At 41.4% G+C, this 22915-nt stretch carries 24 protein-coding genes; 21 read left to right on the top strand and 3 right to left on the bottom strand.

Translation table 11 applies throughout. From position 1 onward, the window contains the following. Positions 1 to 4: 4 nt before the first annotated feature. A complete protein-coding gene (dnaA, locus tag ACED29_RS15945) occupies positions 5 to 1390 on the bottom strand; it encodes a chromosomal replication initiator protein DnaA (RefSeq protein ID WP_124016571.1) in 1386 nt (461 codons plus the stop codon). A gap of 445 nt (positions 1391 to 1835) precedes the next feature. Here dnaA and rpmH point away from each other — a divergent pair, with 445 nt between their 5' ends. From rpmH to ACED29_RS15915, 6 genes are all read left to right on the top strand, one after another. Then, positions 1836 to 1973: a 50S ribosomal protein L34 gene (rpmH, locus tag ACED29_RS15940; protein ID WP_006083827.1), complete on the top strand. Its 138-nt coding sequence runs from the start codon at positions 1836 to 1838 to the stop codon at positions 1971 to 1973. Between the two features lie 12 nt (positions 1974 to 1985). Beyond that, the gene (rnpA, locus tag ACED29_RS15935; protein WP_124016572.1) at positions 1986 to 2342 is read left to right on the top strand and encodes a ribonuclease P protein component; all 357 of its coding nucleotides are present in this window, start codon (positions 1986 to 1988) and stop codon (positions 2340 to 2342) included. Next, positions 2309 to 2563 (top strand): membrane protein insertion efficiency factor YidD, encoded by a 255-nt coding sequence (yidD, locus tag ACED29_RS15930; protein ID WP_124016573.1) that lies wholly within the window; start codon positions 2309 to 2311, stop codon positions 2561 to 2563. The genes rnpA and yidD overlap by 34 nt, the downstream gene beginning before the upstream one ends. Before the next feature lie 3 nt (positions 2564 to 2566). Beyond that, positions 2567 to 4195 carry a membrane protein insertase YidC gene (gene yidC / locus ACED29_RS15925; protein ID WP_124016574.1) on the top strand — a complete coding sequence of 543 codons (1629 nt, stop codon included), beginning with the start codon at positions 2567 to 2569 and terminating at the stop codon, positions 4193 to 4195. A gap of 80 nt (positions 4196 to 4275) precedes the next feature. Further along, positions 4276 to 5637 (top strand): tRNA uridine-5-carboxymethylaminomethyl(34) synthesis GTPase MnmE, encoded by a 1362-nt coding sequence (mnmE, locus tag ACED29_RS15920; RefSeq protein ID WP_124016575.1) that lies wholly within the window; start codon positions 4276 to 4278, stop codon positions 5635 to 5637. A 7-nt stretch (positions 5638 to 5644) separates the two neighbouring features. Next, on the top strand, positions 5645 to 6265 hold the full coding sequence (locus ACED29_RS15915; protein ID WP_182698847.1) for a PolC-type DNA polymerase III: 621 nt from the start codon (positions 5645 to 5647) through the stop codon (positions 6263 to 6265). A gap of 62 nt (positions 6266 to 6327) precedes the next feature. On the opposite strand, the gene ACED29_RS15910 is transcribed toward ACED29_RS15915, so the two are convergent. Further along, on the bottom strand, positions 6328 to 7194 hold the full coding sequence (locus tag ACED29_RS15910; protein WP_124016576.1) for a LysR substrate-binding domain-containing protein: 867 nt from the start codon (positions 7192 to 7194) through the stop codon (positions 6328 to 6330). Positions 7195 to 7335: 141 nt separating this feature from the next. Here ACED29_RS15910 and ACED29_RS15905 point away from each other — a divergent pair, with 141 nt between their 5' ends. Together ACED29_RS15905 and fghA are read left to right on the top strand one after the other, a co-directional pair. Then, positions 7336 to 8466 (top strand): S-(hydroxymethyl)glutathione dehydrogenase/class III alcohol dehydrogenase, encoded by a 1131-nt coding sequence (locus ACED29_RS15905; RefSeq protein ID WP_182698828.1) that lies wholly within the window; start codon positions 7336 to 7338, stop codon positions 8464 to 8466. 73 nt (positions 8467 to 8539) lie between these two features. After that, positions 8540 to 9382 (top strand): S-formylglutathione hydrolase, encoded by an 843-nt coding sequence (fghA, locus tag ACED29_RS15900; protein WP_371698060.1) that lies wholly within the window; start codon positions 8540 to 8542, stop codon positions 9380 to 9382. A gap of 67 nt (positions 9383 to 9449) precedes the next feature. On the opposite strand, the gene ACED29_RS15895 is transcribed toward fghA, so the two are convergent. Further along, complete coding sequence (locus tag ACED29_RS15895) at positions 9450 to 10817, bottom strand: sodium:alanine symporter family protein (protein WP_182698829.1); 1368 nt, start codon at positions 10815 to 10817, stop codon at positions 9450 to 9452. A gap of 115 nt (positions 10818 to 10932) precedes the next feature. Here ACED29_RS15895 and mioC point away from each other — a divergent pair, with 115 nt between their 5' ends. From mioC to atpD, 13 genes are all read left to right on the top strand, one after another. Then, positions 10933 to 11373, top strand: a complete 441-nt coding sequence (gene mioC / locus ACED29_RS15890) for an FMN-binding protein MioC (protein ID WP_182698830.1) — start codon at positions 10933 to 10935, stop codon at positions 11371 to 11373. 471 nt (positions 11374 to 11844) lie between these two features. Continuing rightward, positions 11845 to 13734, top strand: a complete 1890-nt coding sequence (gene mnmG, locus ACED29_RS15885; RefSeq protein ID WP_273059796.1) for a tRNA uridine-5-carboxymethylaminomethyl(34) synthesis enzyme MnmG — start codon at positions 11845 to 11847, stop codon at positions 13732 to 13734. A gap of 112 nt (positions 13735 to 13846) precedes the next feature. Beyond that, positions 13847 to 14467: a 16S rRNA (guanine(527)-N(7))-methyltransferase RsmG gene (gene rsmG, locus ACED29_RS15880; protein ID WP_371698059.1), complete on the top strand. Its 621-nt coding sequence runs from the start codon at positions 13847 to 13849 to the stop codon at positions 14465 to 14467. Between the two features lie 61 nt (positions 14468 to 14528). Then, on the top strand, positions 14529 to 15317 hold the full coding sequence (locus tag ACED29_RS15875) for a ParA family protein (protein ID WP_124016583.1): 789 nt from the start codon (positions 14529 to 14531) through the stop codon (positions 15315 to 15317). 9 nt (positions 15318 to 15326) lie between these two features. Continuing rightward, positions 15327 to 16208, top strand: coding sequence for a ParB/RepB/Spo0J family partition protein (locus tag ACED29_RS15870; protein ID WP_124016584.1), 882 nt, complete (start codon positions 15327 to 15329; stop codon positions 16206 to 16208). A gap of 225 nt (positions 16209 to 16433) precedes the next feature. Further along, positions 16434 to 16817 (top strand): ATP synthase subunit I, encoded by a 384-nt coding sequence (locus tag ACED29_RS15865; RefSeq protein ID WP_124016769.1) that lies wholly within the window; start codon positions 16434 to 16436, stop codon positions 16815 to 16817. A gap of 12 nt (positions 16818 to 16829) precedes the next feature. Continuing rightward, positions 16830 to 17624 (top strand): F0F1 ATP synthase subunit A, encoded by a 795-nt coding sequence (gene atpB / locus ACED29_RS15860; protein ID WP_124016585.1) that lies wholly within the window; start codon positions 16830 to 16832, stop codon positions 17622 to 17624. Between the two features lie 65 nt (positions 17625 to 17689). Next, complete coding sequence (gene atpE / locus ACED29_RS15855) at positions 17690 to 17941, top strand: F0F1 ATP synthase subunit C (protein ID WP_011639455.1); 252 nt, start codon at positions 17690 to 17692, stop codon at positions 17939 to 17941. Between the two features lie 37 nt (positions 17942 to 17978). Next, positions 17979 to 18449, top strand: a complete 471-nt coding sequence (gene atpF / locus ACED29_RS15850) for a F0F1 ATP synthase subunit B (protein ID WP_124016586.1) — start codon at positions 17979 to 17981, stop codon at positions 18447 to 18449. A gap of 16 nt (positions 18450 to 18465) precedes the next feature. Beyond that, complete coding sequence (gene atpH / locus ACED29_RS15845; RefSeq protein ID WP_182723703.1) at positions 18466 to 18999, top strand: F0F1 ATP synthase subunit delta; 534 nt, start codon at positions 18466 to 18468, stop codon at positions 18997 to 18999. A gap of 14 nt (positions 19000 to 19013) precedes the next feature. Next, a complete protein-coding gene (gene atpA, locus ACED29_RS15840; RefSeq protein ID WP_124016588.1) occupies positions 19014 to 20555 on the top strand; it encodes a F0F1 ATP synthase subunit alpha in 1542 nt (513 codons plus the stop codon). A gap of 53 nt (positions 20556 to 20608) precedes the next feature. Next, positions 20609 to 21469 (top strand): F0F1 ATP synthase subunit gamma, encoded by an 861-nt coding sequence (gene atpG, locus ACED29_RS15835; RefSeq protein ID WP_124016589.1) that lies wholly within the window; start codon positions 20609 to 20611, stop codon positions 21467 to 21469. 35 nt (positions 21470 to 21504) lie between these two features. After that, positions 21505 to 22896, top strand: a complete 1392-nt coding sequence (gene atpD, locus ACED29_RS15830) for a F0F1 ATP synthase subunit beta (protein WP_011639450.1) — start codon at positions 21505 to 21507, stop codon at positions 22894 to 22896. Positions 22897 to 22915 lie beyond the last annotated feature (19 nt).

Genomic DNA, 22915 nt, shown 5'->3' with positions numbered 1-22915 from the left:
TGAATTAAGAAGACAAAGTTCTAATCAAGTTAGCATAATCTTCTTTAATATCATGACTTTCTTCGCGCAATTGAGCGATTTTACGACAAGCATGTAATACTGTCGTATGGTCACGACCACCAAAAGCATCACCTATTTCCGGTAAACTTTGGTTAGTAAGTTCTTTAGATAGCGCCATCGCCACTTGTCTAGGCCTTGCCACACTGCGAGAACGGCGTTTAGACAGCATATCTGCCATTTTTATTTTGTAGTATTCAGCAACTGTCTTCTGAATATTGTCTATAGTGACTAATTTTTCTTGCAGTGCCAAGAGATCTCTTAATGCTTCACGCACAAAGTCGATAGTAATTGGACGACCAGTAAAGTTAGCATTAGCAATCACGCGGTTTAGCGCGCCTTCTAACTCACGTACGTTTGAACGTAAACGCTTAGCAATAAAAAATGCCACTTCATCAGGTAGGTTTATTCCGCTCTCTTGTGCTTTACGCATTAAAATCGCTACGCGGGTTTCTAACTCTGGTGGCTCAATCGCAACCGTTAAACCCCAACCAAAGCGTGATTTTAAACGATCCTCGACCCCGTCAATCTCTTTAGGGTAACGATCTGAGGTTAAAATAATTTGATGATTACCTTCTAATAATGCATTAAAGGTATGGAAAAATTCTTCTTGAGAACGATCTTTATTGGCAAAAAATTGAATATCATCAATAAATAATGCATCGACGCTACGATAATAACGCTTAAACTCTTCGATCGCGTTGTTTTGTAATGCTTTAACCATGTCCTGAACAAAACGCTCAGAGTGCATGTACACCACTTTAGCATTGGGATTATTTTTAATAATACCATTGCCAACTGCGTGTAAAAGATGAGTTTTACCTAAACCAGTGCCGCCATATAAAAACAATGGATTATAAGCGCCACCTGGATTTTCAGATACTTGTAAAGCCGCAGCTTTACCTAACTGATTCGATTTACCTTCAACGAAGTTATCAAATTGATAGGTAGGATTAATATTACTACGATGATTAGGATTAATAATCGGTTCGGCTTGGGTATTAAAAGACGTCGTTCCCACTTGAGCTTTGGTTTGACGATTCACAGGCTTAACCGCTACCGGAGCTGGCGCAACCGGACGTGCAGAAGGACGGCTACCAATATCAAAACGTAACTTAGGTGCATTACTGCCCATTTGTTCAGTAAAAAATTGATTAATGATATTGATATATTTATCGCGTACCCAATCCAGCACAAAACGATTAGGTGCATACAAAACTAATGTATCACCATCCATTTCAGCTTGTAACGGACGGATCCACATACTGAACTGCTGTGCTGATAACTCGTCTTGTAGTCTACCGATACATTGTTGCCAAAGTGAAACCGCCACTTATTTATCCCCAAATATCTTTAATCAAAGGAGATGTATTCTATAGTGAGATCACAATGATCGCTATCCTTTAAAGCAGAATTATCCCCAGCGAGATCATTCTGTGTATAAATGGATGATCTTCCATGATCAAAATCGATCGGTAAATAGTAAAAATCAAGCAAATCCAGCTTTATTAACCGATCCAACTTGATCTATAATAGCCTTTCTTTGATCTGCTGAAACAACGAAAGATCCACAAGATATAGTGTCTGTACACAGACTTATCCACATCTTATGGTGCTTAATGCTTAGTAGCTTCAAATAAAGATTGGCAGAAATTTATCATATAAGTACTTTCGTTATTGACGACAGTACTTAAAGTGATTACAATTCGGCCTCTTTTTTGCCCTTACCTCTAATGTTGGAGATAAGGAAAATTCACTAACAAAGACGGATTGCCATCATGAGTAAACGTACTTTTCAACCTAGCAACCTGAAGCGCAAGCGTTCTCACGGCTTCCGCGCTCGTATGGCTACTGTAGGCGGCCGTAAGGTGCTTGCACGTCGTCGTGCGAAAGGTCGCGCTCGTTTATCTGCGTAAGTAGATAACTAGGTGACTAGCTATACCTTTTCGCGGGAGTTACGTTTGTTAACTCCCGCGCAATTTAAATCTGTATTCTCCAATCCAATCAAAGCATCCTCTGCTGAAATAACTCTGCTCGCAATTCCAAATTCAGAGCAACATCCCCGTTTAGGATTAACTGTGGCCAAACGTTTTGTTAAACGTGCAAACCAACGTAATCGCATTAAACGTGTGATAAGAGATAGTTTTCGTTTACATCAACACGACATCCCAGATATCGATATCGTTGTATTAGTCAGAAATGGCGTGATGGAAATGGAAAATGCAGAAATACAAAAATTAATAGAAAAGCTATGGCACAAACTCAGTCGCCGTTACAATGGCTAGCAACTACGTTTATACGTGGTTACCAAATTTTTATCAGCCCTTTATTGGGACCGCGTTGTCGGTTCAATCCAACCTGTTCTTATTATGCTATAGAAGCAATAAAAACACATGGAACAGTGAAAGGTAGTTGGTTTGCAATGAAACGCATATTAAAATGTCACCCTTTACATCCCGGCGGTAGTGATCCCGTCCCCCCTAAAAATGACAGGTGTAATAAATAGGCTATGGAATCTCAACGCAATATATTGCTAATCGGTCTGCTTTTTGTCAGCTATTTAATGTGGACACAGTGGCAAACAGATAAAGCACCAAAACCGGCAACAGCTCAAACTGTTACCCAAACTAACGCCTCATCACAGCACAGTGCTGATGTTCCAGAAGCAGATATCTCAGGGACACCAGTAGAATTACCTGCAACGACAAACCTTATTAGCGTCAACACTGACCAGCTTGATATTAAAATCAGCCCAGTTGGTGGTGACATTGTTTATGCTGCATTAGTAGAACATAAACGCGAAATCGACAGTAACGACCCCTTTGTTATTTTAGATCAGCAAAATGAGTTCACTTATATTGCTCAAAGTGGACTTATTGGGCGTGATGGTATTGATAGCAGCGCTAAAGGCCGTGCAACATATAATGTTCAGGCTAGCTCATATTCTTTAGCTGATGGTAAAGACACATTAACAGTGCCATTTACATACACAGCAGATAACGGTGTCACCTACGTAAAAACCTTTACGTTTACCCGTGGTCAATATGACATCAAAGTTGATTACAGCATCAACAACATTTCAGCTGCACCATTACAAGTGCAAATGTATGGTCAAATTAAGCAAACGATTAAAGAATCAGAAAGTAGCATGATGATGCCAACCTACCGTGGTGGCGCTTTCTCGACTCAAGATACTCGTTATGAAAAATATAACTTTGACGATATGGCTGACAAGAACCTAGCTAAAGTTACACTCGGTGGTTGGGCTGCAATGCTTCAACATTACTTTGTGTCAGCTTGGGTTCCACCAGCAACAGATTCAAATACTATTTTCACAAGCTTAAGTGCTGGTGGATTAGCTAACATTGGTTTCCGTGGCGCGGTATATGATATTGCACCTGGCGCAACACAAAATATTAGCTCACAGTTTTATGTCGGTCCTAAAAACCAAAAAGCGCTTTCAGCGATTTCTGAAACCTTAAACTTAGTTGTTGATTACGGTTTCTTATGGTGGTTAGCCATTCCAATCCATTGGTTATTGATGTTCTATCAATCATTTGTGGGTAACTGGGGTGTAGCAATCATTTTGATAACACTGACAGTGCGTGGTGGTTTATACCCACTAACGAAGAAGCAATATACCTCAATGGCCAAAATGCGTAATCTTCAGCCTAAATTGACTGAGATGAAAGAACGCTTTGGTGATGACCGTCAGAAGATGGGTCAAGCCATGATGGAGTTGTATAAGAAAGAGAAAGTAAACCCTATGGGCGGTTGCTTACCTATTCTGTTACAGATGCCGATCTTCATCGCACTTTACTGGGTATTGCTTGAAAGTTATGAATTACGCCATGCGCCATTCATGCTTTGGATTACCGACTTATCAGTACAAGATCCATACTATGTATTGCCATTGTTAATGGGCTTATCAATGTTCTTGATGCAGAAAATGCAGCCTGTAGCGCCAACAATGGATCCAATGCAAGTGAAAATGATGCAGTGGATGCCGGTTATCTTTACCGTGTTCTTCTTATGGTTCCCAGCAGGTCTAGTACTTTACTGGTTAGTGGGTAACTTAGTTGCCATCACTCAACAGAAGATTATTTATGCTGGTCTTGAGAAAAATGGCATAAAATAGCCTAAGCTCAATCTTGTATAACTGATTAAAAAGGCGGCTGATTAGCCGCCTTTTCCTTTATCAATTTTATAGGTACTACCGTGACAACAGACACTATTGTGGCGCAAGCCACCGCACCTGGACGAGGTGGCGTAGGTATCATTCGTGTATCAGGCGACTTAGCCACTAATGTCGCAACGGCGATTATTGGCCATGTTCCAAAAACCCGTTATGCCGAATATTGTGACTTTAACAATGCCGACGGTCAGGTTATTGACCAAGGTATTGCACTTTTCTTTAAAGGTCCCAATTCATTTACTGGCGAAGATGTCCTTGAACTGCAAGGCCATGGCGGCCAAATTGTGCTGGATATGTTGATTAAACGCGTCATGGAAATTGACGGCATACGTATAGCCAGGCCTGGTGAATTCAGCGAACAAGCCTTTATGAATGATAAGCTCGACTTAACTCAGGCAGAAGCGATTGCTGACTTAATCGATGCCACCAGTGAGCAAGCTGCCAAAAGTGCATTGCTATCACTCCAAGGTGAGTTCTCAAAAGAAGTTCACGAGCTTGTCGACCAAGTGACCAACTTACGTTTGTATGTCGAAGCTGCGATTGATTTTCCAGATGAAGAAGTCGATTTTTTATCTGATGGTAAAATTGCCAATGCCTTATATAAAATCATCGATAAATTAGACACAGTGCAAGACAGTGCCAAGCAAGGCTCCATTATCCGCGAAGGCATGAAGGTAGTGATTGCCGGCCGTCCTAATGCCGGTAAATCAAGCTTACTCAATGCACTAGCCGGTAAAGAGTCGGCAATTGTCACTGAAATTGCTGGCACAACTCGTGATGTACTACGTGAACACATCCACTTAGACGGTATGCCACTGCACATCATAGATACTGCAGGGTTAAGAGACACACTCGACACAGTTGAACAAATTGGCATTGAGCGCGCATGGGCCGAAATAGCCACTGCAGATAGAGTCTTGTTTATGGTTGATGGCACGACAACTGAGGCTATCGACCCTCGCGAGATTTGGCCAGACTTTATCGACCGCCTACCATCAAAACTAGGCGTAACGGTTATTCGTAATAAAGCTGACATAACTGGTGAAACCTTAAATAATACTGAAGAACAAGGTTACAGCGTTTACCGCATCTCAGCTAAGACAGGCTTAGGTGTTGAAGAATTAAAACAACATCTTAAATCATTAATGGGCTACCAAAGTAACTTAGAAGGCGGCTTTATTGCACGTCGTCGCCATTTGGAAGCACTCGATCTTGCCGCCAGTCACTTGCAGTTAGGTAAAGAGCAGCTTGAAGTGTATTTAGCCGGAGAGTTACTGGCTGAAGAACTGCGTATGTGCCAAATGGCATTATCTGAAATCACCGGTAAATTTACCTCAGACGATTTGCTCGGTAAGATTTTTGGCTCATTTTGTATCGGAAAATAACCAAGCTATGATCCCCACACTCGCAAATCAGGTTGTGATACTCGATTTTGAAACCACAGGATTATCACCCGATAATGGCGACCGAGCCATTGAAATTGGTGCGGTAAAACTGGTTAATGGTCAAATAGTCGATACCTTTCAGGAACTGATTAATCCTGGTCGGCGAGTGAATAGCTTTATTGAGCAGTATACTGGCATCAGTAATGAAATGCTGAAACATGCCCCAGCGTCTAAACAAGTCATGGGGCAGTTTGCCAAATTTATTGCTGGCTTTAATCTGGTGGCACACAATGCCAGCTTTGATAAAAAGTTTCTCGATGCTGAATTTAGCCATAATAAACTGCATTACACTGGTCAGTTTGCTTGCTCGTTATTATTGTCTCGACGTATTAGCCAAGATGCCCCCAATCATAAGCTTGGCACACTTGTAGATCATCACCAGTTACCTAACGATGGTGTGTTTCACCGCGCTTTAGCCGATGCCACCATGACCAGCCATTTATGGTTATATCAAATTGATGTGTTACAGCAGCAACTGCCCAAGCAAGCTATTACTATTGATATCATCAATAAAATATCCAGCCTTCCAAAAGCGCAAATTGCGCGTTATCTGCGAACCATGAGTTAGTTAAATCTCAGCCTAAAAAAATAAGCTTGGGAACCTAATAGACTACAACCAAACAGGGTTAATTAAAGCTGTTGCGATAACTTATCAACCAGCAACCTCACTTTAGGTGATAAATGGCGATTATGTGGATACAAAGCCCAAATACCTTCTTTAGGTTGTTGAAAAGATGCAAGTAGTACCACTAACTCCCCTTCAGCAATAGCATCATTGACGTAATATCCAGGTAACTGAACAATCCCCAAGCCACAAATAGCCGCATTTAATAAACTCAAACCACTACTACAGGCTAAAGATCCATGCACTTTTACCGTCTTGGGTTTACCTTGCTCAACAAAATGCCAATGAGACTGACTGCCAATTAAACAATTGTGCTGGCTCAACTCTGATAACGCATAAGGCGTACCGTATTTAGCGATATAACTCGGAGCTGCGCACACATATTGACTGCGACTTGTCAGTCGCTTTGCCATCATGGTTGAATTAGTTAACCGCCCTAACCTAATAGCCAAATCATACCCACCATCCACCAAGTCAAGTTGCTGATTAGTCAGCTCGCAAATCACTTCAATGTCGGGATATTGTTGCATAAACTCAATGACTATCGGCATGATAAACTTTTCACCGTAAGTCACTGGTGCGGTAATTCTAATAAGTCCTTGTGGCTTATCTTTTAAGCTGGAAATAGCACGCTCTGCCTCATCAAGACTGTTTAATACTTGGCGGCAATGCTGATAGTAAACTGTACCTTCTTCGGTTAACGATACTTTACGAGTGGTGCGATAAAATAATTTGGTGTTTAAACGATTTTCAAGCTGACTGATTTGTCGACTCACTTGCGCAGTAGAAATACTTAAACGCTTACCCGCCACGGTAAAACTGTCAGTTTCGGCCACAGCCACAAACTCAAAAATGCCTTCCCACTTCATCATTATTACATTCTCGTAAAAGTCATTTACAAAATAAGCTAATTATCATTGTATGATAAACAAATACAATAGCTAAATACACTACACTGTAGTAATACCTCTTAACCATGTTGACCATGGTCGTTAATGTTAAGGAAATCATTTATGTCAGCACAATTTATAAAATCAAAAGCCGCTATTGCTTGGGGACCAGGCCAGCCACTATCGGTAGAAGAAGTCGACGTAATGTACCCAAAAGCGGGTGAAGTGATGGTACGTATTGTGGCATCAGGGGTCTGTCATACCGATGCTTTCACGCTTTCAGGTGATGATCCTGAAGGGGTATTCCCAGCTATTCTTGGTCATGAAGGCGGCGGTATTGTTCACATGGTCGGTGAAGGCGTGACTAGCGTTCAAGTTGGCGATCATGTTATTCCGTTATACACAGCAGAATGTGGAAAATGTAAATTCTGTACCTCAGGTAAAACCAACCTCTGTAGTGCCGTTCGCGCTACCCAAGGTAAAGGACTTATGCCTGATGGCACCACACGTTTCTTTAAAGATGGCGAGCCAATCTTCCATTATATGGGCTGCTCAACTTTCTCGGAATACACAGTATTACCAGAAATATCATTAGCTAAAGTTAACCCAAGTGCGCCACTTGAAGAAGTCTGTTTACTGGGTTGTGGTGTCACCACAGGCATTGGTGCGGTACTTAAAACAGCTAAAGTACAACCAGGCGATACGGTTGCTATTTTTGGTTTAGGTGGCATTGGTTTATCGGCCATTATTGGCGCGACTATGGCAGGAGCTAGCCGTATTATTGGTATTGATTTAAACGAATCAAAATTTGAATTGGCTAAAAAACTTGGCGCGACTGACTGTATTAATCCTAAGGATTTTGATAAACCAATCCAAGATGTGATTGTTGAAATGACTGACGGTGGTGTCGATTTCTCATTTGAATGTATTGGTAACGTCAATGTAATGCGCAGTGCATTAGAGTGCTGCCATAAAGGCTGGGGCGAGTCGGTGATTATTGGTGTTGCTGGTGCCGGCCAAGAAATATCAACCCGTCCATTCCAGTTAGTCACTGGTCGTGTGTGGCGTGGCAGTGCATTTGGTGGCGTTAAAGGACGCAGTGAGTTACCTGGTATTGTTGAACAATACTTAGCGGGTGAATTTAAGTTAGACCAATTTATTACTCACACCATGGGCCTTGAAGGTATTAACGAAGCATTTGATTTAATGCACAAAGGCGAAAGTATTCGAAGTGTTATTCACTTTGCTAAGTAATATTTAATTGCTCATCACAGGCGCAGTTAAGGGTAAAGTCACTTAACTGCGTTCTGATAAATAAGGACACATAATGACCATTGAAAGTATCAGCAGTACCAAAGCATTTGGTGGTTGGCATAAGCAATATAGTCATCATTCAAGCACACTTAATTGTGCAATGCGGTTTGCCATTTACTTGCCGCCCCAAGCAGAAAGCCAAGCAGTACCCGTTTTATATTGGTTGTCAGGACTCACCTGTACTGATGAAAATTTTATGCAAAAAGCAGGTGCACAACGTATAGCAGCTGAATTAGGTATGGCAATAGTCGCGCCCGATACTAGCCCGAGAGGAGAAGGCGTCGCAGATGATCCCGACGGCGCTTATGACTTTGGTTTAGGTGCAGGCTTTTATCTTAATGCTACCAAACCGCCATTTAGTCAGCATTATCAAATGTATGATTACGTGGTTAACGAATTGCCGGCATTGATTGAAGCTCATTTTCCGGTAACAGAACAGCGTAGTATAAGCGGCCATTCCATGGGTGGACATGGTGCCTTAACCATCGCACTTAAAAATCCGCACAGATATAATAGCTTGTCAGCATTTAGTCCAATTTGTCATCCAATGGACTGTCCTTGGGGTATAAAAGCATTTCGTGGCTACTTAGGTGATGATCAGCAACAATGGCAGCAATACGACAGCTGTGAGTTGATGGCTAAAAGCCAGCAATTTGTGCCTGCGCTGGTGGACCAAGGCAGTAAGGACAACTTTTTAGACGAACAACTAAAACCGCAAATCTTAGTGCAAGCCGCTAAAAACAAAGGCTACCCGCTAGAACTAAGAATGCAGCCAGGCTATGACCACAGCTATTATTTTATCGCGACCTTTATTGAAGACCATCTGCGTTTTCATGCAAAGCACTTAGCACTTTAATAGACAGCTACTGCCATTAAAATAAAAACGAGCCCTTCAGGCTCGTTTTTTTATCTCTATGAATACCCTAATGACTTTTTTCTAAGCGAGAAAAATAATCTTTTGCTGCAGCCCTAACCTTAGGCGCCAGCAATAAAGCAGACGTCATAGTCGGTATTGCCATTAACGCGTAAGCGGCATCAATAATATTAACAATTTCTTGCAAGCTAGCCGTTGCGGCAAACAAAATGGCTAATAAATAAAAGTATTGGTAAAAACGGATACGTTTACGCCCAAATAGAAACGCAAAACACTGACCACCATAAAATGCTTGGGTAAATATGGTACTAATGCTGAAAAATATCACACATAAAATAAGTAAATACGGCCCAACACCAGGCATAGTAATTTCAAAAGCTTGCGCCGATAAATTAACCCCTTCAGCTTCAGTACCTTGCCACACACCCGAGATTAAAATAATCATAGCAGTGGCAGTACAAACCAATAGAGTATCAATAGCAGGGCCTAACATGGCCACTAAGCCTTCTTTAACTGGTTCATTGGTTTTGGCACTACCATGAGCCATAACCTCAGTGCCTATCCCAGCCTCGTTTGAGAATGCAGCACGACGAATACCAATTAGCATAGTCCCTAAAATACCGCCACCTACTGAATTTAATGAAAAAGCCTCGGAGAAAATAAGACTAAAATATCCCGGTATTTGCTCAATATTTGTCACTATTACATACGCAGCGCAGCTCATGTAAATTAAGATCATTAATGGCACAACTTTAGATGCTACTGTCGCGATCCGCTTAATACCGCCTAAAATCACGCTGGCAACAATCACCATCACCACAATACCTAAGCTTAAATCGAGCCAAAAAGTGGATTGATCGGCAGGAAAATGACCTGGTTTAACAAATACCCATTCACGAATGATCTGCACTAATTGATTAGAATTGAATAAAGGAAAGTTACCAATTAAACCAACAACGCAGAAAAACACGGCTAAAAAATGCCATTTTTTACTCAATCCTTGGGTAATGATGTACATAGGACCACCCTGCACATCACCATTCTCATCTTTACCGCGGTACATAATGGCTAAGGTACAGGTAAAAAACTTGGTTGCCATACCAACAATAGCGCTAATCCACATCCAAAAAATAGCCCCTGGGCCACCCACCATAATGGCAACAGCGACACTACCAATATTGCCCATTCCCACGGTACCAGCCATGGCACTGGATAACGCCCCAGCATGACTAATATGACCTTCGGCGCCATCATCAGGATACTTGCCCCTAACGACATTAATCGCGTGACCTATATAGCGAAAAGGCACAAATCGAGAGTAAATAAGGAAGAATAACCCGCCGCCGACGAGTAAAATAAGCATGTGTGGACCCCATGCAAGGTCGGCAAATTGTTTAGTTATTTCAGCAATATTCATTAAAACCTGTTGTTATATTGTTAAATAGAGCTTAAGAAAATACTGATATTACCCACACAGCGCAATGAAAAATAAGCGTAAAATAGATGAATAAATTTAATCATTGGAAATCAACATGACAAAAATAGCATTATTAGTAGGCACAACATTAGGCGGTTCAGAATATGTTGCCGATGAAATGGCAGCTCAACTAACTCAGTTAGATCATCAAACAGAGGTATTTATAGAGCCAAATTTGGATGAATTAGCTGATTTTTCACTGTGGATCATTGTCTGTTCTACTCATGGAGCTGGCGATCTACCCGATAATATCGTGCCTTTTTATCAACAATTAATGATCGAAAAGCCCGATCTTAGTCATATTAAGTTCGCATTGTGTGCAATTGGCGACTCAAGCTATGATACTTTTTGCCAAGGACCTGAGAAAATCATCGCACAACTTTTACAGCATGGATCAAATGCTATTGTGGATAAGCTCCAAATCGATGTACAACACGATCCTATCCCTGAAGAACCTGCTCTAGCGTGGTTGTTACAATGGCAGCATCTTATCTAAACACCAATAACCCCGATCTTATCTTGCATAAATCATGATCAATCCACAGATTAGATCACACTTACCCACAATATAACCTTTATAAGTATAACTTTGTGGATAAGCTATTATTTTTAGCGATCATAACTCTGTACTATTCACACTCCGATCCGCTCAATGATCACCCTTGTGGATAAGTAGCCGATCTATCCCCATGTTATCTTGAGTTTGATCGCGATCAGATCACAGGTTAGTTTTTACTTTACTATATGATTTTAATAAGGAATAAAAGTTATCAACAGAAAAGTCCGATCCTAATAATAAACATAATAAAAAGATCTATATAAAGATCTTAAGATCTATTAAGCAAACCGCATATTGATCAATCAATGAAAAATGATCGTTCACGTTAAGACAAGCAAGTGCTAAAATGATCCAATCGAAAAAAGATTAAATTCGAATTCAACTTTCTTAGCTATCAAAGGTCAGATAATGCATTTTCATGAACGGTTTGATGTAATTGTTGTAGGTGGTGGTCATGCCGGAACTGAAGCCGCACTTGCTGCTGCAAGAATGGGCTCAAAAACATTATTGTTAACCCACAACATCGACACACTTGGGCAAATGTCTTGCAACCCTGCTATCGGCGGAATAGGTAAAGGCCATTTAGTTAAAGAAATTGATGCTTTGGGCGGTGCTATGGCAACAGCTACTGACTTTGCAGGCATTCAATTTAGAACATTAAATTCAAGCAAAGGCCCAGCTGTTCGTGCAACACGAGCCCAAGCAGACAGAGCTTTATATCGCCAAAAGATCCAAAGTATTTTACAGAACCAAGTTAACTTACGTATTTTTCAACAAGCTGTAGACGATTTAGTTGTTGAAAATAATAAAGTTATTGGTGTAGTAACTCAAATGGGACTTGCATTTGAAGCGCCAGCGATCGTATTAACGACAGGCACATTTTTAAGCGGCAAAATTCATATTGGAATGCAAAATTACAGTGGTGGTAGAGCGGGTGATCCTCCAGCCATTGCGTTAGCAAATCGATTACGTGAATTAAATATACGTGTTGGTCGCTTAAAAACCGGTACACCACCACGTATCGATGCCAATAGCATAGATTTTTCACAAATGACCGAACAAAAGGGTGATACACCATTACCAGTTATGTCATTTATTGGTGATGTCAGCCAACATCCAAGACAAATTTCATGTTTTATTACTCATACCAATGAGAAAACCCACGATATTATTCGTGGTGGATTAGATCGCAGCCCTATGTATTCTGGCGTGATTGAAGGGATCGGACCCCGTTACTGTCCATCGATTGAAGATAAAATTCATCGTTTTGCAGATAAATCGTCACATCAGATCTTTATTGAGCCAGAAGGCTTAAGCACTAATGAGATCTATCCAAACGGTATCTCAACCAGTTTGCCATTTGACGTACAGTTAAATTTAGTTCGATCAATTAAAGGTATGGAAAACGCTGAAATTATGCGCCCAGGCTATGCGATTGAATATGACTATTTTGATCCTCGCGATCTTAAAAACTCATTAGAAACTAAGGCCATTGAAGGACTTTATTTCGCAGGTCAGATTAATGGCACTACAGGCTATGAAGAAGCAGGTGCTCAAGGCTTACTTGCAGGTATGAACGCATCACTACAAGTTCAAGGCAAAGAAGCATGGTGCCCTCGTCGTGATCAAGCTTATCTTGGCGTACTAGTAGATGATTTATCTACTTTAGGCACTAAAGAACCGTACCGCATGTTCACCAGCCGCGCAGAATATCGTTTGTTACTTCGTGAAGATAATGCTGATTTACGCTTAACAGAAAAAGGCCGTGAACTTGGATTAGTTGATGACAATCGCTGGGCATCATTTGTTACCAAGAGAGAATCAATTGAATTAGAACTTCAGCGTTTACGCGGCCAATGGGTTCACCCTAACTCACCTTTGCTTGAAGTACTTAATCCACAATTAAATACGCCTATTTCACGTGAAGCATCATTTGAAGACCTACTTCGTCGTCCGGAAATGGATTATACCAAATTGATGTCTCTGGAAGGTTTTGGACCTGGACTAGAAGATCCTCAAGCAGCTGAGCAAGTACAAATTCAGGTAAAATATTCGGGTTATATTCAGCGTCAACAAGATGAAATTGATAAAGCTATTCGTCATGAAAGTTCACTATTACCACTTGATCTAGATTATCAAGAGGTCCCTGGTTTATCTAATGAAGTGATCGCAAAATTGAATAACCATAAACCCGATACTGTCGGACAAGCATCACGGATCTCAGGGATCACTCCTGCAGCAATCTCAATTTTGTTAGTTCATTTGAAAAAAAGAGGTTTATTGCGAAAAATCGCCTAAAACAGATCATTTTTTCAAATCAATAACACAAGGGAAGCCATAAGGCTTCCCTTAGTGCTTTTACGGCTTCATAATAACTGCCGTCTTTATAACGTAACTTACGAGGCTTTCTGTGTTATCTGCCCAACTTAAATCCTATTTAGCTGAAATGAATATGTCGGCCACTGAATTACAACAAAAACAATTAATAGGTTTTGTTGAAATGCTTAATAAATGGAATAAGGCTTATAACCTCACCTCCGTTCGCGATCCTGAGCAAATGTTAATCCGCCATGTTATGGACAGTTTAACCGTTTCTCCTTATCTTGAAGGGCAGCGTTTTATCGATGTGGGAACCGGTCCTGGTTTACCAGGGATCCCATTAGCCATTATGAATCCAGATAAGCAGTTTGTATTACTCGATAGTTTAGGTAAACGGATCCGTTTTCAGAAGCAGGTTCAGTTCGAGTTAAAAATTAATAACATCACTTCAATAGAAAGTCGTGTTGAAGCTTATAATCCTGATATTAAATTTGACGGAGTATTAAGCAGAGCATTTGCATCTATTCAAGATATGCTCAGTTGGTGTCACCATTTAACAACTGAAAAAGGCACTTTTTATGCACTAAAAGGCCAGTTAAATCAGCAGGAATTAGACGACATGCCAACAGGATTTTCGTTGGTAGAAACCATAATATTGCATGTACCGAAGTTAGATGAACAGCGACATTTATTAAAAATTGCTAAGCAATAAATCGCATTTCTTTCGCTAATAAAGCTAACCGGACATCAATAATTAAAGACAGGATGACATTGTGGGTAAAATCATTGCCGTAGCCAACCAAAAAGGTGGCGTTGGAAAAACAACAACTTGCGTTAATTTAGCCGCATCACTTGCCGCCACAAAGCGTAGAGTGTTGTTGATCGATTTGGATCCGCAAGGTAATGCGACTATGGGCAGTGGTATCGATAAGTATGAAGTCGATAACACAGCTTATGAATTATTAGTCGAAGAAAAACCCTTTGCTGAGATTGTGATTAAAAATACCGTTGGAAAATATGATTTGATCGCAAGTAATGGTGATGTTACTGCGGCAGAAATTAAATTGATGGAATTTTATGCTCGTGAAATACGTTTACGTAATGCATTAGCGCCAATCAAAGATGATTACGATTATATTTTCATCGACTGCCCGCCATCGCTCAATATGCTTACCGTGAATGCTATGTCTGCTGCAGATTCAGTACTTGTGCCAATGCAATGCGAATATTATGCCCTAGAAGGTTTAACGGCATTGATTGATACCATTACTAAGCTAGGCGCCATGGTCAACCCAACCCTGAGCATAGAAGGTATTTTACGCACTATGTATGATCCGCGTAATCGTTTATCTAATGATGTATCTGATCAACTCAAGCAACATTTTGGCGAAAAAGTATATCGTACCGTCATACCGCGAAATGTTCGTTTAGCCGAAGCTCCTAGTTTTGGTGCACCTGCCATGTATTACGACAAATCGAGTGCTGGCGCTAAAGCTTATTTAGCCCTAGCGGGTGAAATTATCCGTCGTGCAGAACAGCAAACTCAACCAAAACAAGCGTAGGATATAAAAATGACTTTAAAAAAGCGCGGTTTAGGTAAAGGCTTGGATGCCTTATTAAGCCACAGTAATGCCGCTAGTCGTAAAAGTGATCAGGCTGAAGAACAACAATCTACTCCGCTAAGTGACTTACTCCACCTCGATCTTGACTTATTACAGCCCGGTAAATATCAACCTCGTAAAGATATGTCGCCAGAAGCATTAGAAGAACTGGCTGAGTCTATTCGTGCTCAAGGGGTGATACAACCGATAGTGATCCGTAAAATTTCTGAAACTCATTATGAAATTATTGCCGGTGAACGCCGTTGGCGTGCGGCTCAATTAGCTAAATTAAATAAAGTCCCGTGTATTGTTAAGCAAGTGGCTGATGATGCCGCGGTCGCTATCGCGTTAATTGAAAATATTCAGCGTGAAGACTTAAATGCAATGGAAGAAGCGATTGCATTACAACGATTACTTGAAGAATTTGAATTAACTCATCAACAAGTTGCTGATGCTGTAGGTAAATCTCGTGTAAGTGTGTCTAATTTATTACGTTTAAATAGCCTTAATGAGCCTGTTAAACGTTTGTTAGAGAATGGTGATATCGACATGGGCCATGCGCGTGCGTTATTGGCATTAGAGGGTGATGAACAGACAAATTTAGCTCGATTAGTGGCTTCTAAAGAAATGACTGTTCGAGAAACTGAACGATTAGTCAATAAAGCCTTAAATCCGACTAAAGACGCCGAAACACCAGCTAAAGATCATGATGTTAGCCGCTTAGAACAAGAGTTAATTGAAAGACTCGGTGCCAAGGTTGCCATCAATCATGGCAGTAAAGGTAAAGGCAAAATTGTAATAAATTACCAGAATCTTGCTGAATTAGACGGAATTTTAAATAAAATCCGATGATTTGTGAATCAAACCAATTTCATTAGTAAGTTTGTGACAGAGCTCTAATTTTTGTTTTCGATAATTTAGCGCCGAATAGTGTGCAAAATCGTCGTTTTACTATCATCAAAGTTGCAAACAAAGCGCGAAAAGGTATACTTTGCAGGCTTTTTGAATCTTAAGGCTAGTTTAATATTTTAAATTTAACATTAGGACCGCGAAAAGCAATAATGCGGAGATATGAAGTTGGGTAATGTTTTAGCGCGTCGTGGCAGGTTAGCAGCCTATAAATTAGTGCTGGTACAAGCTATCGTCGCGAGTATTATTTCAACACTATTTTTCGTTATGTGGGGAGCACAGTATGGCCTATCTGCACTTGCAGGTGGTGTAATTGCTGTACTTCCTAATTTTGTATTCGCAACCCTAGCTTTCTCACATAGTGGAGCAAGCTCTGCAGCAAAAGTGATTAAAAGCTTTTACTGGGGGGAAGCGGTAAAGATGCTGTTGACCATTGGATTATTTTCGTTAGTGTTTATCAATATGAAAGTCGGTTTTATGCCGCTTTTTACCTGTTACTCATTAGCGTTAGTTGTACATTGGATAGCACCTTTATATTTCAAGCAAAGTTAAGTGGGATGAATCATGGCTGCAACTGGTGAAGCGTTAACACCGCAGGGCTATATCCAACATCACCTTACCAATTTAAGTGTTGGTGAAGGGTTTTGGACTTGGCACATTGATTCGTTGCTCTTTTCGGTTGGGCTTGGGATGTTGTTCTTATGGCTGTTTTACCGTGCCGGCAAAAATGCGACAACAGGCGTTCCTGGCAAATTTCAATGTTTTGTTGAGATGATTGTTGAGTTCGTAGATAGCAGTGTGAAAGAAACTTTTCACGGCCGCAATCCTGTTATTGCACCTTTAGCTCTGACAATTTTCGTCTGGATTTTCATGATGAACTTCATGGATATGATCCCAGTCGATTGGTTACCTGCATTAGCTTCGTTAGCTGGTGTGCCATACCTAAAAGTTGTTCCGACTACTGACGTTAACATTACCTTCAGCTTAGCTCTTGGTGTGTTTGTGCTGATTATTTATTACAGCATTAAAGTCAAAGGTGTTTCAGGTTTTGTTAAAGAACTAACATTTCAGCCTTTTAACCATTGGGCAATGATACCCGTCAACTTATTATTAGAAACAGTGACTCTAGTTGCGAAGCCGATTTCATTGGCTCTACGACTATTTGGTAACTTGTACGCTGGTGAGTTGATATTTATCCTTATTGCATTGATGTACGGTTCTAACGTGGCGTTATCTGCTCTAGGTGTAGGATTACAACTAGGTTGGTTAATTTTCCATATTTTAGTTATTACTTTACAAGCATTTATTTTCATGATGTTGACTATTGTTTATTTAAGCATGGCACATGAAGATCATTAAGGGTAACCGAAAAATTTTTTGACCTAAATCATTAATAACAACGATTTAGAATATTGGAGATAGATATGGAAACTGTATTAGGAATGACGGCTATTGCTGTTGCTCTACTTATTGGTATGGGTGCATTAGGAACAGCTATCGGTTTCGGCCTTTTAGGTGGAAAGTTTTTAGAAGGTGCAGCTCGTCAGCCAGAAATGGCGCCTATGTTACAAGTTAAAATGTTCATCGTAGCGGGTCTTCTAGATGCCGTAACTATGATTGGTGTAGGTATTGCGCTATTTATGCTATTTACTAACCCATTGGGTGCAATGCTTTAACTAACGCTTCTGTCTTTAATCTAACTAGGAGGCTGTTGTGAATTTCAACGCTACCCTATTCGGTCAGACGGTTGCCTTTATTCTCTTCGTGTGGTTTTGCATGAAGTTTGTATGGCCTCCGTTGATGAATGCCATCGAAGAACGCCAGAAGAAAATTGCTGATGGTCTGGCGGATGCCGGCCGTGCAGCAAAAGATCTAGAGTTAGCACAAATTAAAGCTACTGAGCAACTAAAAGAAGCAAAAGTAACTGCCAACGAAATTATTGAGCAAGCTAATAAGCGTAAGGCTCAAATCGTTGATGAAGCTAAAGTTGAAGCACAAACTGAGCGAGCTAAAATTATCGCCCAGGGTCAAGCAGAAATTGAAAACGAACGTAATCGCGTGAAAGACGACTTGCGTAAGCAAGTTGCTTCTCTAGCCATCATTGGTGCAGAGAAAATTCTTGAACGTACGATTGATCCAGAAGCCCACAGTGACATTGTTAATAAACTTGTTGCTGAAATTTGATTAAGGGAGTTGAGTTATGGCTGAATTAAGCACCATCGCTCGCCCTTACGCAAAGGCAGCTTTTGATTTTGCTGTTGAGCATAAAGCAGTAGATAGTTGGACAGAAATGTTAACTTTCGCTTCATTGGTGAGTGAAAACGAATCAATCAAGCCACTGCTAAATGGTACTCTCGCGAGTACACAACTAGCTTCACTGTTTATTAAAGTATGCGGTGAGCAAGTCAATGAGCAAGGTCAAAACCTGATAAAGGTAATGGCTGAAAACGGTCGTTTAGGGATACTGTCAACAGTATCGCTACTTTTTGCTGAATACCGTAATGAGTGGGCAAAAGAAGTTGAGGCCGATGTGGTTTCTGCTACTGAGCTAAGCTCTGAGCAACAGCAGCAAATTAGTGTTTCTTTAGAGAAACGTCTCGCACGCAAAGTTAAGCTGAATTGCAGCATCGACGCATCGCTTATTGGCGGTGTAATTATTAAATCAGGCGACCTAGTCATTGATGGCTCGGTAAGCGGTAAGTTATCGCGTTTGTCTGAAAAGCTGCAGTCGTAATTGGGAGTTTGAGCATGCAACTGAATTCCACTGAAATCAGCGATCTGATTAAGCAGCGGATCGAGCAGTTCGACGTCGTTAGTGAAGCTCGCAACGAAGGTACTATCGTTGCAGTAAGTGACGGCATCATTCGCATTAACGGCCTAGCCGATGTAATGCAAGGTGAAATGATCGAACTGCCTGGTGGCTGTTTTGCAATCGCGTTGAACTTAGAACGTGATTCTGTCGGCGCCGTAGTGATGGGACCTTATGCTAATTTAGCAGAAGGTGATAAAGTTAGAACCACTGGTCGTATTCTTGAAGTACCGGTGGGTCGTGGTCTACTTGGCCGCGTTGTTAACACTCTAGGTGAGCCTATTGATGGAAAAGGACCTATCGACAACGATGGTTTCTCTCCTGTTGAAGTAATTGCCCCTGGTGTTATTGAACGTAAGTCAGTATCACAACCAATCCAAACTGGTTATAAAGCCGTTGATGCCATGATCCCTATTGGTCGTGGTCAACGTGAATTGATTATTGGTGACCGTCAGACTGGTAAAACAGCGATGGCTATTGATGCAATTATCAACCAGAAAGAATCAGGCATTAAGTGTGTCTATGTTGCTATTGGTCAGAAAGCTTCTACCATCGCAAACGTAGTACGCAAGCTTGAAGAACATGGTGCATTAGCTAACACTATCGTTGTTGTTGCATCAGCTTCTGAAGCTGCAGCACTGCAATATTTAGCGCCATATTCTGGTTGTTCTATGGGTGAATACTTCCGTGACCGCGGTGAAGATTCTTTAATCGTATATGATGATTTGTCTAAGCAAGCAGTTGCTTATCGTCAAATTTCTCTACTATTGAAGCGTCCACCAGGACGTGAAGCATACCCAGGTGACGTATTCTATCTACACTCTCGTTTATTAGAGCGTGCTTCACGCGTAAACGTAAATTATGTAGAAAAGTTCACTAACGGTGCAGTAACAGGTCAAACCGGTTCGTTAACCGCGTTACCTATTATTGAAACCCAAGCTGGTGATGTGTCAGCGTTCGTACCGACCAACGTAATTTCTATTACTGATGGTCAGATCTTCCTTGAGACTGACTTGTTTAACTCGGGACTTCGTCCTGCAGTTAACCCAGGTATTTCTGTTTCTCGTGTTGGTGGTGCCGCGCAGACTAAGATCATCAAGAAACTGTCAGGCGGTATTCGTACAGCACTTGCACAGTATCGAGAGCTTGCTGCGTTCTCACAGTTTGCATCTGATTTAGATGATGCAACACGTGCTCAACTTGAGCATGGTGAGCGAGTAACCGAACTAATGAAGCAAAAGCAATATGCTCCTATGAGCGTTGCTGCCCAGTCTGTGTCTATTTTCGCAGCTGAAAAAGGCTACCTTAAAGGTGTTGCTTTAAATGAAATCGGTCGCTTCGAAGCCTCTCTGCTTTCATACATGAACAGTCAACATGCTGACCTAATGAACACCATCAATGCTACTGGCGATTATAACGCTGATATCGAAGGTGAGTTAAAGGCAGGCATGGACAAGTTCATTGAAACCCAAACCTGGTAATAATGAACACGGGGTGTCATTAGGCACCTCAGGTCCCAGATTGGAGAGTAGAGATGGCCAGCGCTAAAGAGATTAAAACCAAGATCGCGAGTGTTAAAAATACTCAGAAGATCACTTCCGCTATGGAAATGGTTGCCGCCAGCAAAATGCGCAGAGCGCAAGAACGCATGGCAGCGAGCCGTCCATATGCAGAAAATATGCGTAAGGTGATCGGTCACGTAGCGCAAGGTACTCTCGAGTATAAACACCCCTATTTAGAGGTGAGAGATGCCAAGCGGGTTGGTTACATTGTTGTAGCAACCGACCGTGGCCTTTGTGGTGGTTTGAACGCTAACCTATTTAAAAAGGTTGTGTCAGACGTTAAAAAGTGGAAAGAACAAGGTGCAAATGTTGAGTTTTGCCCAATTGGTGCCCGTTCTGTTCAGTTTTTTAAAAGCTTTGGTGGTGAAATATCCGCCCATGCATCAGGTTTAGGCGACTCGCCAAAACTTGCTGATTTGATTGGCACTGTTCGTGTCATGTTAAAAGCTTACAACGAAGGTAAACTGGATCGTCTGTACATAGTATTTAACAAATTTGTGAATACCATGTCCCAGACTCCGGTGATCGAACAGCTGCTACCTTTACCTAAGTCAGATGAAGAAGTAGCTAGTTATCCTTGGGATTATATTTACGAGCCTGATCCAAAAGAAGTATTGGATTTATTGTTAACTCGTTATGTAGAGTCTCAAGTATATCAAGGTGTTGTTGAAAATATTGCCTCTGAACAGGCTGCCCGTATGGTAGCCATGAAGGCGGCAACAGATAACGCCGGCGAAATGATCGATGATTTGCAACTCGTCTATAACAAGGCCCGTCAGGCTGCGATTACGCAAGAACTGTCGGAAATTGTTGCAGGCGCTGCAGCGGTTTAGGTTTAGGTAACGAAATCAAGTTTAGAGGATTAATCATGAGCACAGGTACTGTTGTCCAAGTAATTGGCGCGGTTGTGGACGTAGAGTTTCCACAAGATTCTGTACCTCGAGTATATGACGCTCTGAAGATCACTGGTGAAGGCGCCTGTAATGGTTTGGTGCTGGAAGTTCAGCAGCAGCTAGGTGGTGGTGTTGTTCGTACCATCGCTATGGGTTCTTCTGATGGTCTGCGTCGTGGTCTAGAGGTAGCAAACTCAGGTTCACCAATTACTGTTCCGGTAGGGGTTGCAACCCTTGGCCGTATTATGAACGTATTGGGCGAGCCTATCGATGAAGCGGGTCCTATCGGTGAAGAAGAGCGTTATGTTATTCACCGTGCAGCTCCTTCATACGAAGATCAGTCAAATTCAACTGAGCTTTTAGAGACAGGTATCAAGGTTATCGATCTTGTTTGTCCTTTCGCTAAAGGTGGTAAAGTCGGTCTGTTCGGTGGTGCTGGTGTTGGTAAAACAGTTAACATGATGGAACTGATTAACAACATCGCTAAAGCTCACTCTGGTCTTTCTGTTTTCGCTGGTGTTGGTGAGCGTACCCGTGAGGGTAACGACTTCTACTACGAGATGGAAGATTCAGGCGTATTAGACAAAGTAGCCATGGTTTATGGTCAGATGAACGAGCCTCCAGGAAACCGTTTACGCGTAGCGTTAACTGGCCTGAGTATCGCTGAAAAGTTCCGTGACGAAGGTCGTGACGTATTGTTGTTCGTGGACAACATTTATCGTTACACCTTAGCCGGTACTGAAGTATCTGCACTATTAGGTCGTATGCCTTCTGCGGTAGGTTATCAGCCAACACTAGCTGAAGAGATGGGTGTTCTTCAAGAACGTATCACTTCAACTAAGTCTGGTTCGATTACTTCTGTGCAAGCAGTATATGTACCTGCGGATGACTTAACTGATCCGTCACCAGCCACAACCTTCGCTCACTTAGATGCGACTGTTGTATTGTCTCGTCAAATTGCTTCTTTGGGTATTTACCCAGCGGTTGACCCATTGGATTCGACTTCACGTCAGTTAGATCCACAGGTTGTTGGCCAAGAGCATTATGATGTTGCAAACGGTGTACAAACTGTATTACAGCGTTATAAAGAGCTGAAAGACATTATTGCTATCTTGGGTATGGATGAATTGTCAGATGATGACAAAACCATGGTATTCCGAGCGCGTAAGATTGAGCGTTTCTTATCTCAACCTTTCTTCGTAGCAGAAGTCTTTACTGGTTCTCCTGGTAAGTACGTTTCTCTTAAAGACACTATTCGTGGCTTTAAGGGTATCTTGGATGGTGAGTTCGATCATATCCCTGAGCAAGCGTTCTACATGGTTGGTTCAATCGATGAAGCTGTCGAGAAAGCTAACAAAAAGAAATAACTAGGCCGTAAAGCTTAGT

Origin of the sequence: Shewanella sp. 5S214, assembly GCF_041439795.1 — a bacterium.
GTDB lineage: Bacteria > Pseudomonadota > Gammaproteobacteria > Enterobacterales > Shewanellaceae > Shewanella > Shewanella vesiculosa.
The sequence above is the reverse complement of the archived record's forward strand: the minus strand, read 5'-3'. Positions and strand labels throughout refer to the sequence as shown.

What these genes read in the sequence shown, in the direction of transcription:
- rpmH (WP_006083827.1), top strand. Translation starts at nt 1,836, where the DNA reads ATGAGTAAACGTACTTTTCAACCTAGCAACCTGAAGCGCAAGCGTTCT.
- yidD (WP_124016573.1), top strand. Translation starts at nt 2,309, where the DNA reads ATGGCACAAACTCAGTCGCCGTTACAATGGCTAGCAACTACGTTTATA.
- yidC (WP_124016574.1), top strand. Translation starts at nt 2,567, where the DNA reads ATGGAATCTCAACGCAATATATTGCTAATCGGTCTGCTTTTTGTCAGC.
- ACED29_RS15915 (WP_182698847.1), top strand. Translation starts at nt 5,645, where the DNA reads ATGATCCCCACACTCGCAAATCAGGTTGTGATACTCGATTTTGAAACC.
- ACED29_RS15910 (WP_124016576.1), bottom strand. Translation starts at nt 7,194, where the DNA reads ATGATGAAGTGGGAAGGCATTTTTGAGTTTGTGGCTGTGGCCGAAACT.
- ACED29_RS15905 (WP_182698828.1), top strand. Translation starts at nt 7,336, where the DNA reads ATGTCAGCACAATTTATAAAATCAAAAGCCGCTATTGCTTGGGGACCA.
- fghA (WP_371698060.1), top strand. Translation starts at nt 8,540, where the DNA reads ATGACCATTGAAAGTATCAGCAGTACCAAAGCATTTGGTGGTTGGCAT.
- ACED29_RS15895 (WP_182698829.1), bottom strand. Translation starts at nt 10,817, where the DNA reads ATGAATATTGCTGAAATAACTAAACAATTTGCCGACCTTGCATGGGGT.
- mioC (WP_182698830.1), top strand. Translation starts at nt 10,933, where the DNA reads ATGACAAAAATAGCATTATTAGTAGGCACAACATTAGGCGGTTCAGAA.
- mnmG (WP_273059796.1), top strand. Translation starts at nt 11,845, where the DNA reads ATGCATTTTCATGAACGGTTTGATGTAATTGTTGTAGGTGGTGGTCAT.
- ACED29_RS15870 (WP_124016584.1), top strand. Translation starts at nt 15,327, where the DNA reads ATGACTTTAAAAAAGCGCGGTTTAGGTAAAGGCTTGGATGCCTTATTA.
- atpB (WP_124016585.1), top strand. Translation starts at nt 16,830, where the DNA reads ATGGCTGCAACTGGTGAAGCGTTAACACCGCAGGGCTATATCCAACAT.
- atpE (WP_011639455.1), top strand. Translation starts at nt 17,690, where the DNA reads ATGGAAACTGTATTAGGAATGACGGCTATTGCTGTTGCTCTACTTATT.
- atpH (WP_182723703.1), top strand. Translation starts at nt 18,466, where the DNA reads ATGGCTGAATTAAGCACCATCGCTCGCCCTTACGCAAAGGCAGCTTTT.
- atpA (WP_124016588.1), top strand. Translation starts at nt 19,014, where the DNA reads ATGCAACTGAATTCCACTGAAATCAGCGATCTGATTAAGCAGCGGATC.
- atpG (WP_124016589.1), top strand. Translation starts at nt 20,609, where the DNA reads ATGGCCAGCGCTAAAGAGATTAAAACCAAGATCGCGAGTGTTAAAAAT.
- atpD (WP_011639450.1), top strand. Translation starts at nt 21,505, where the DNA reads ATGAGCACAGGTACTGTTGTCCAAGTAATTGGCGCGGTTGTGGACGTA.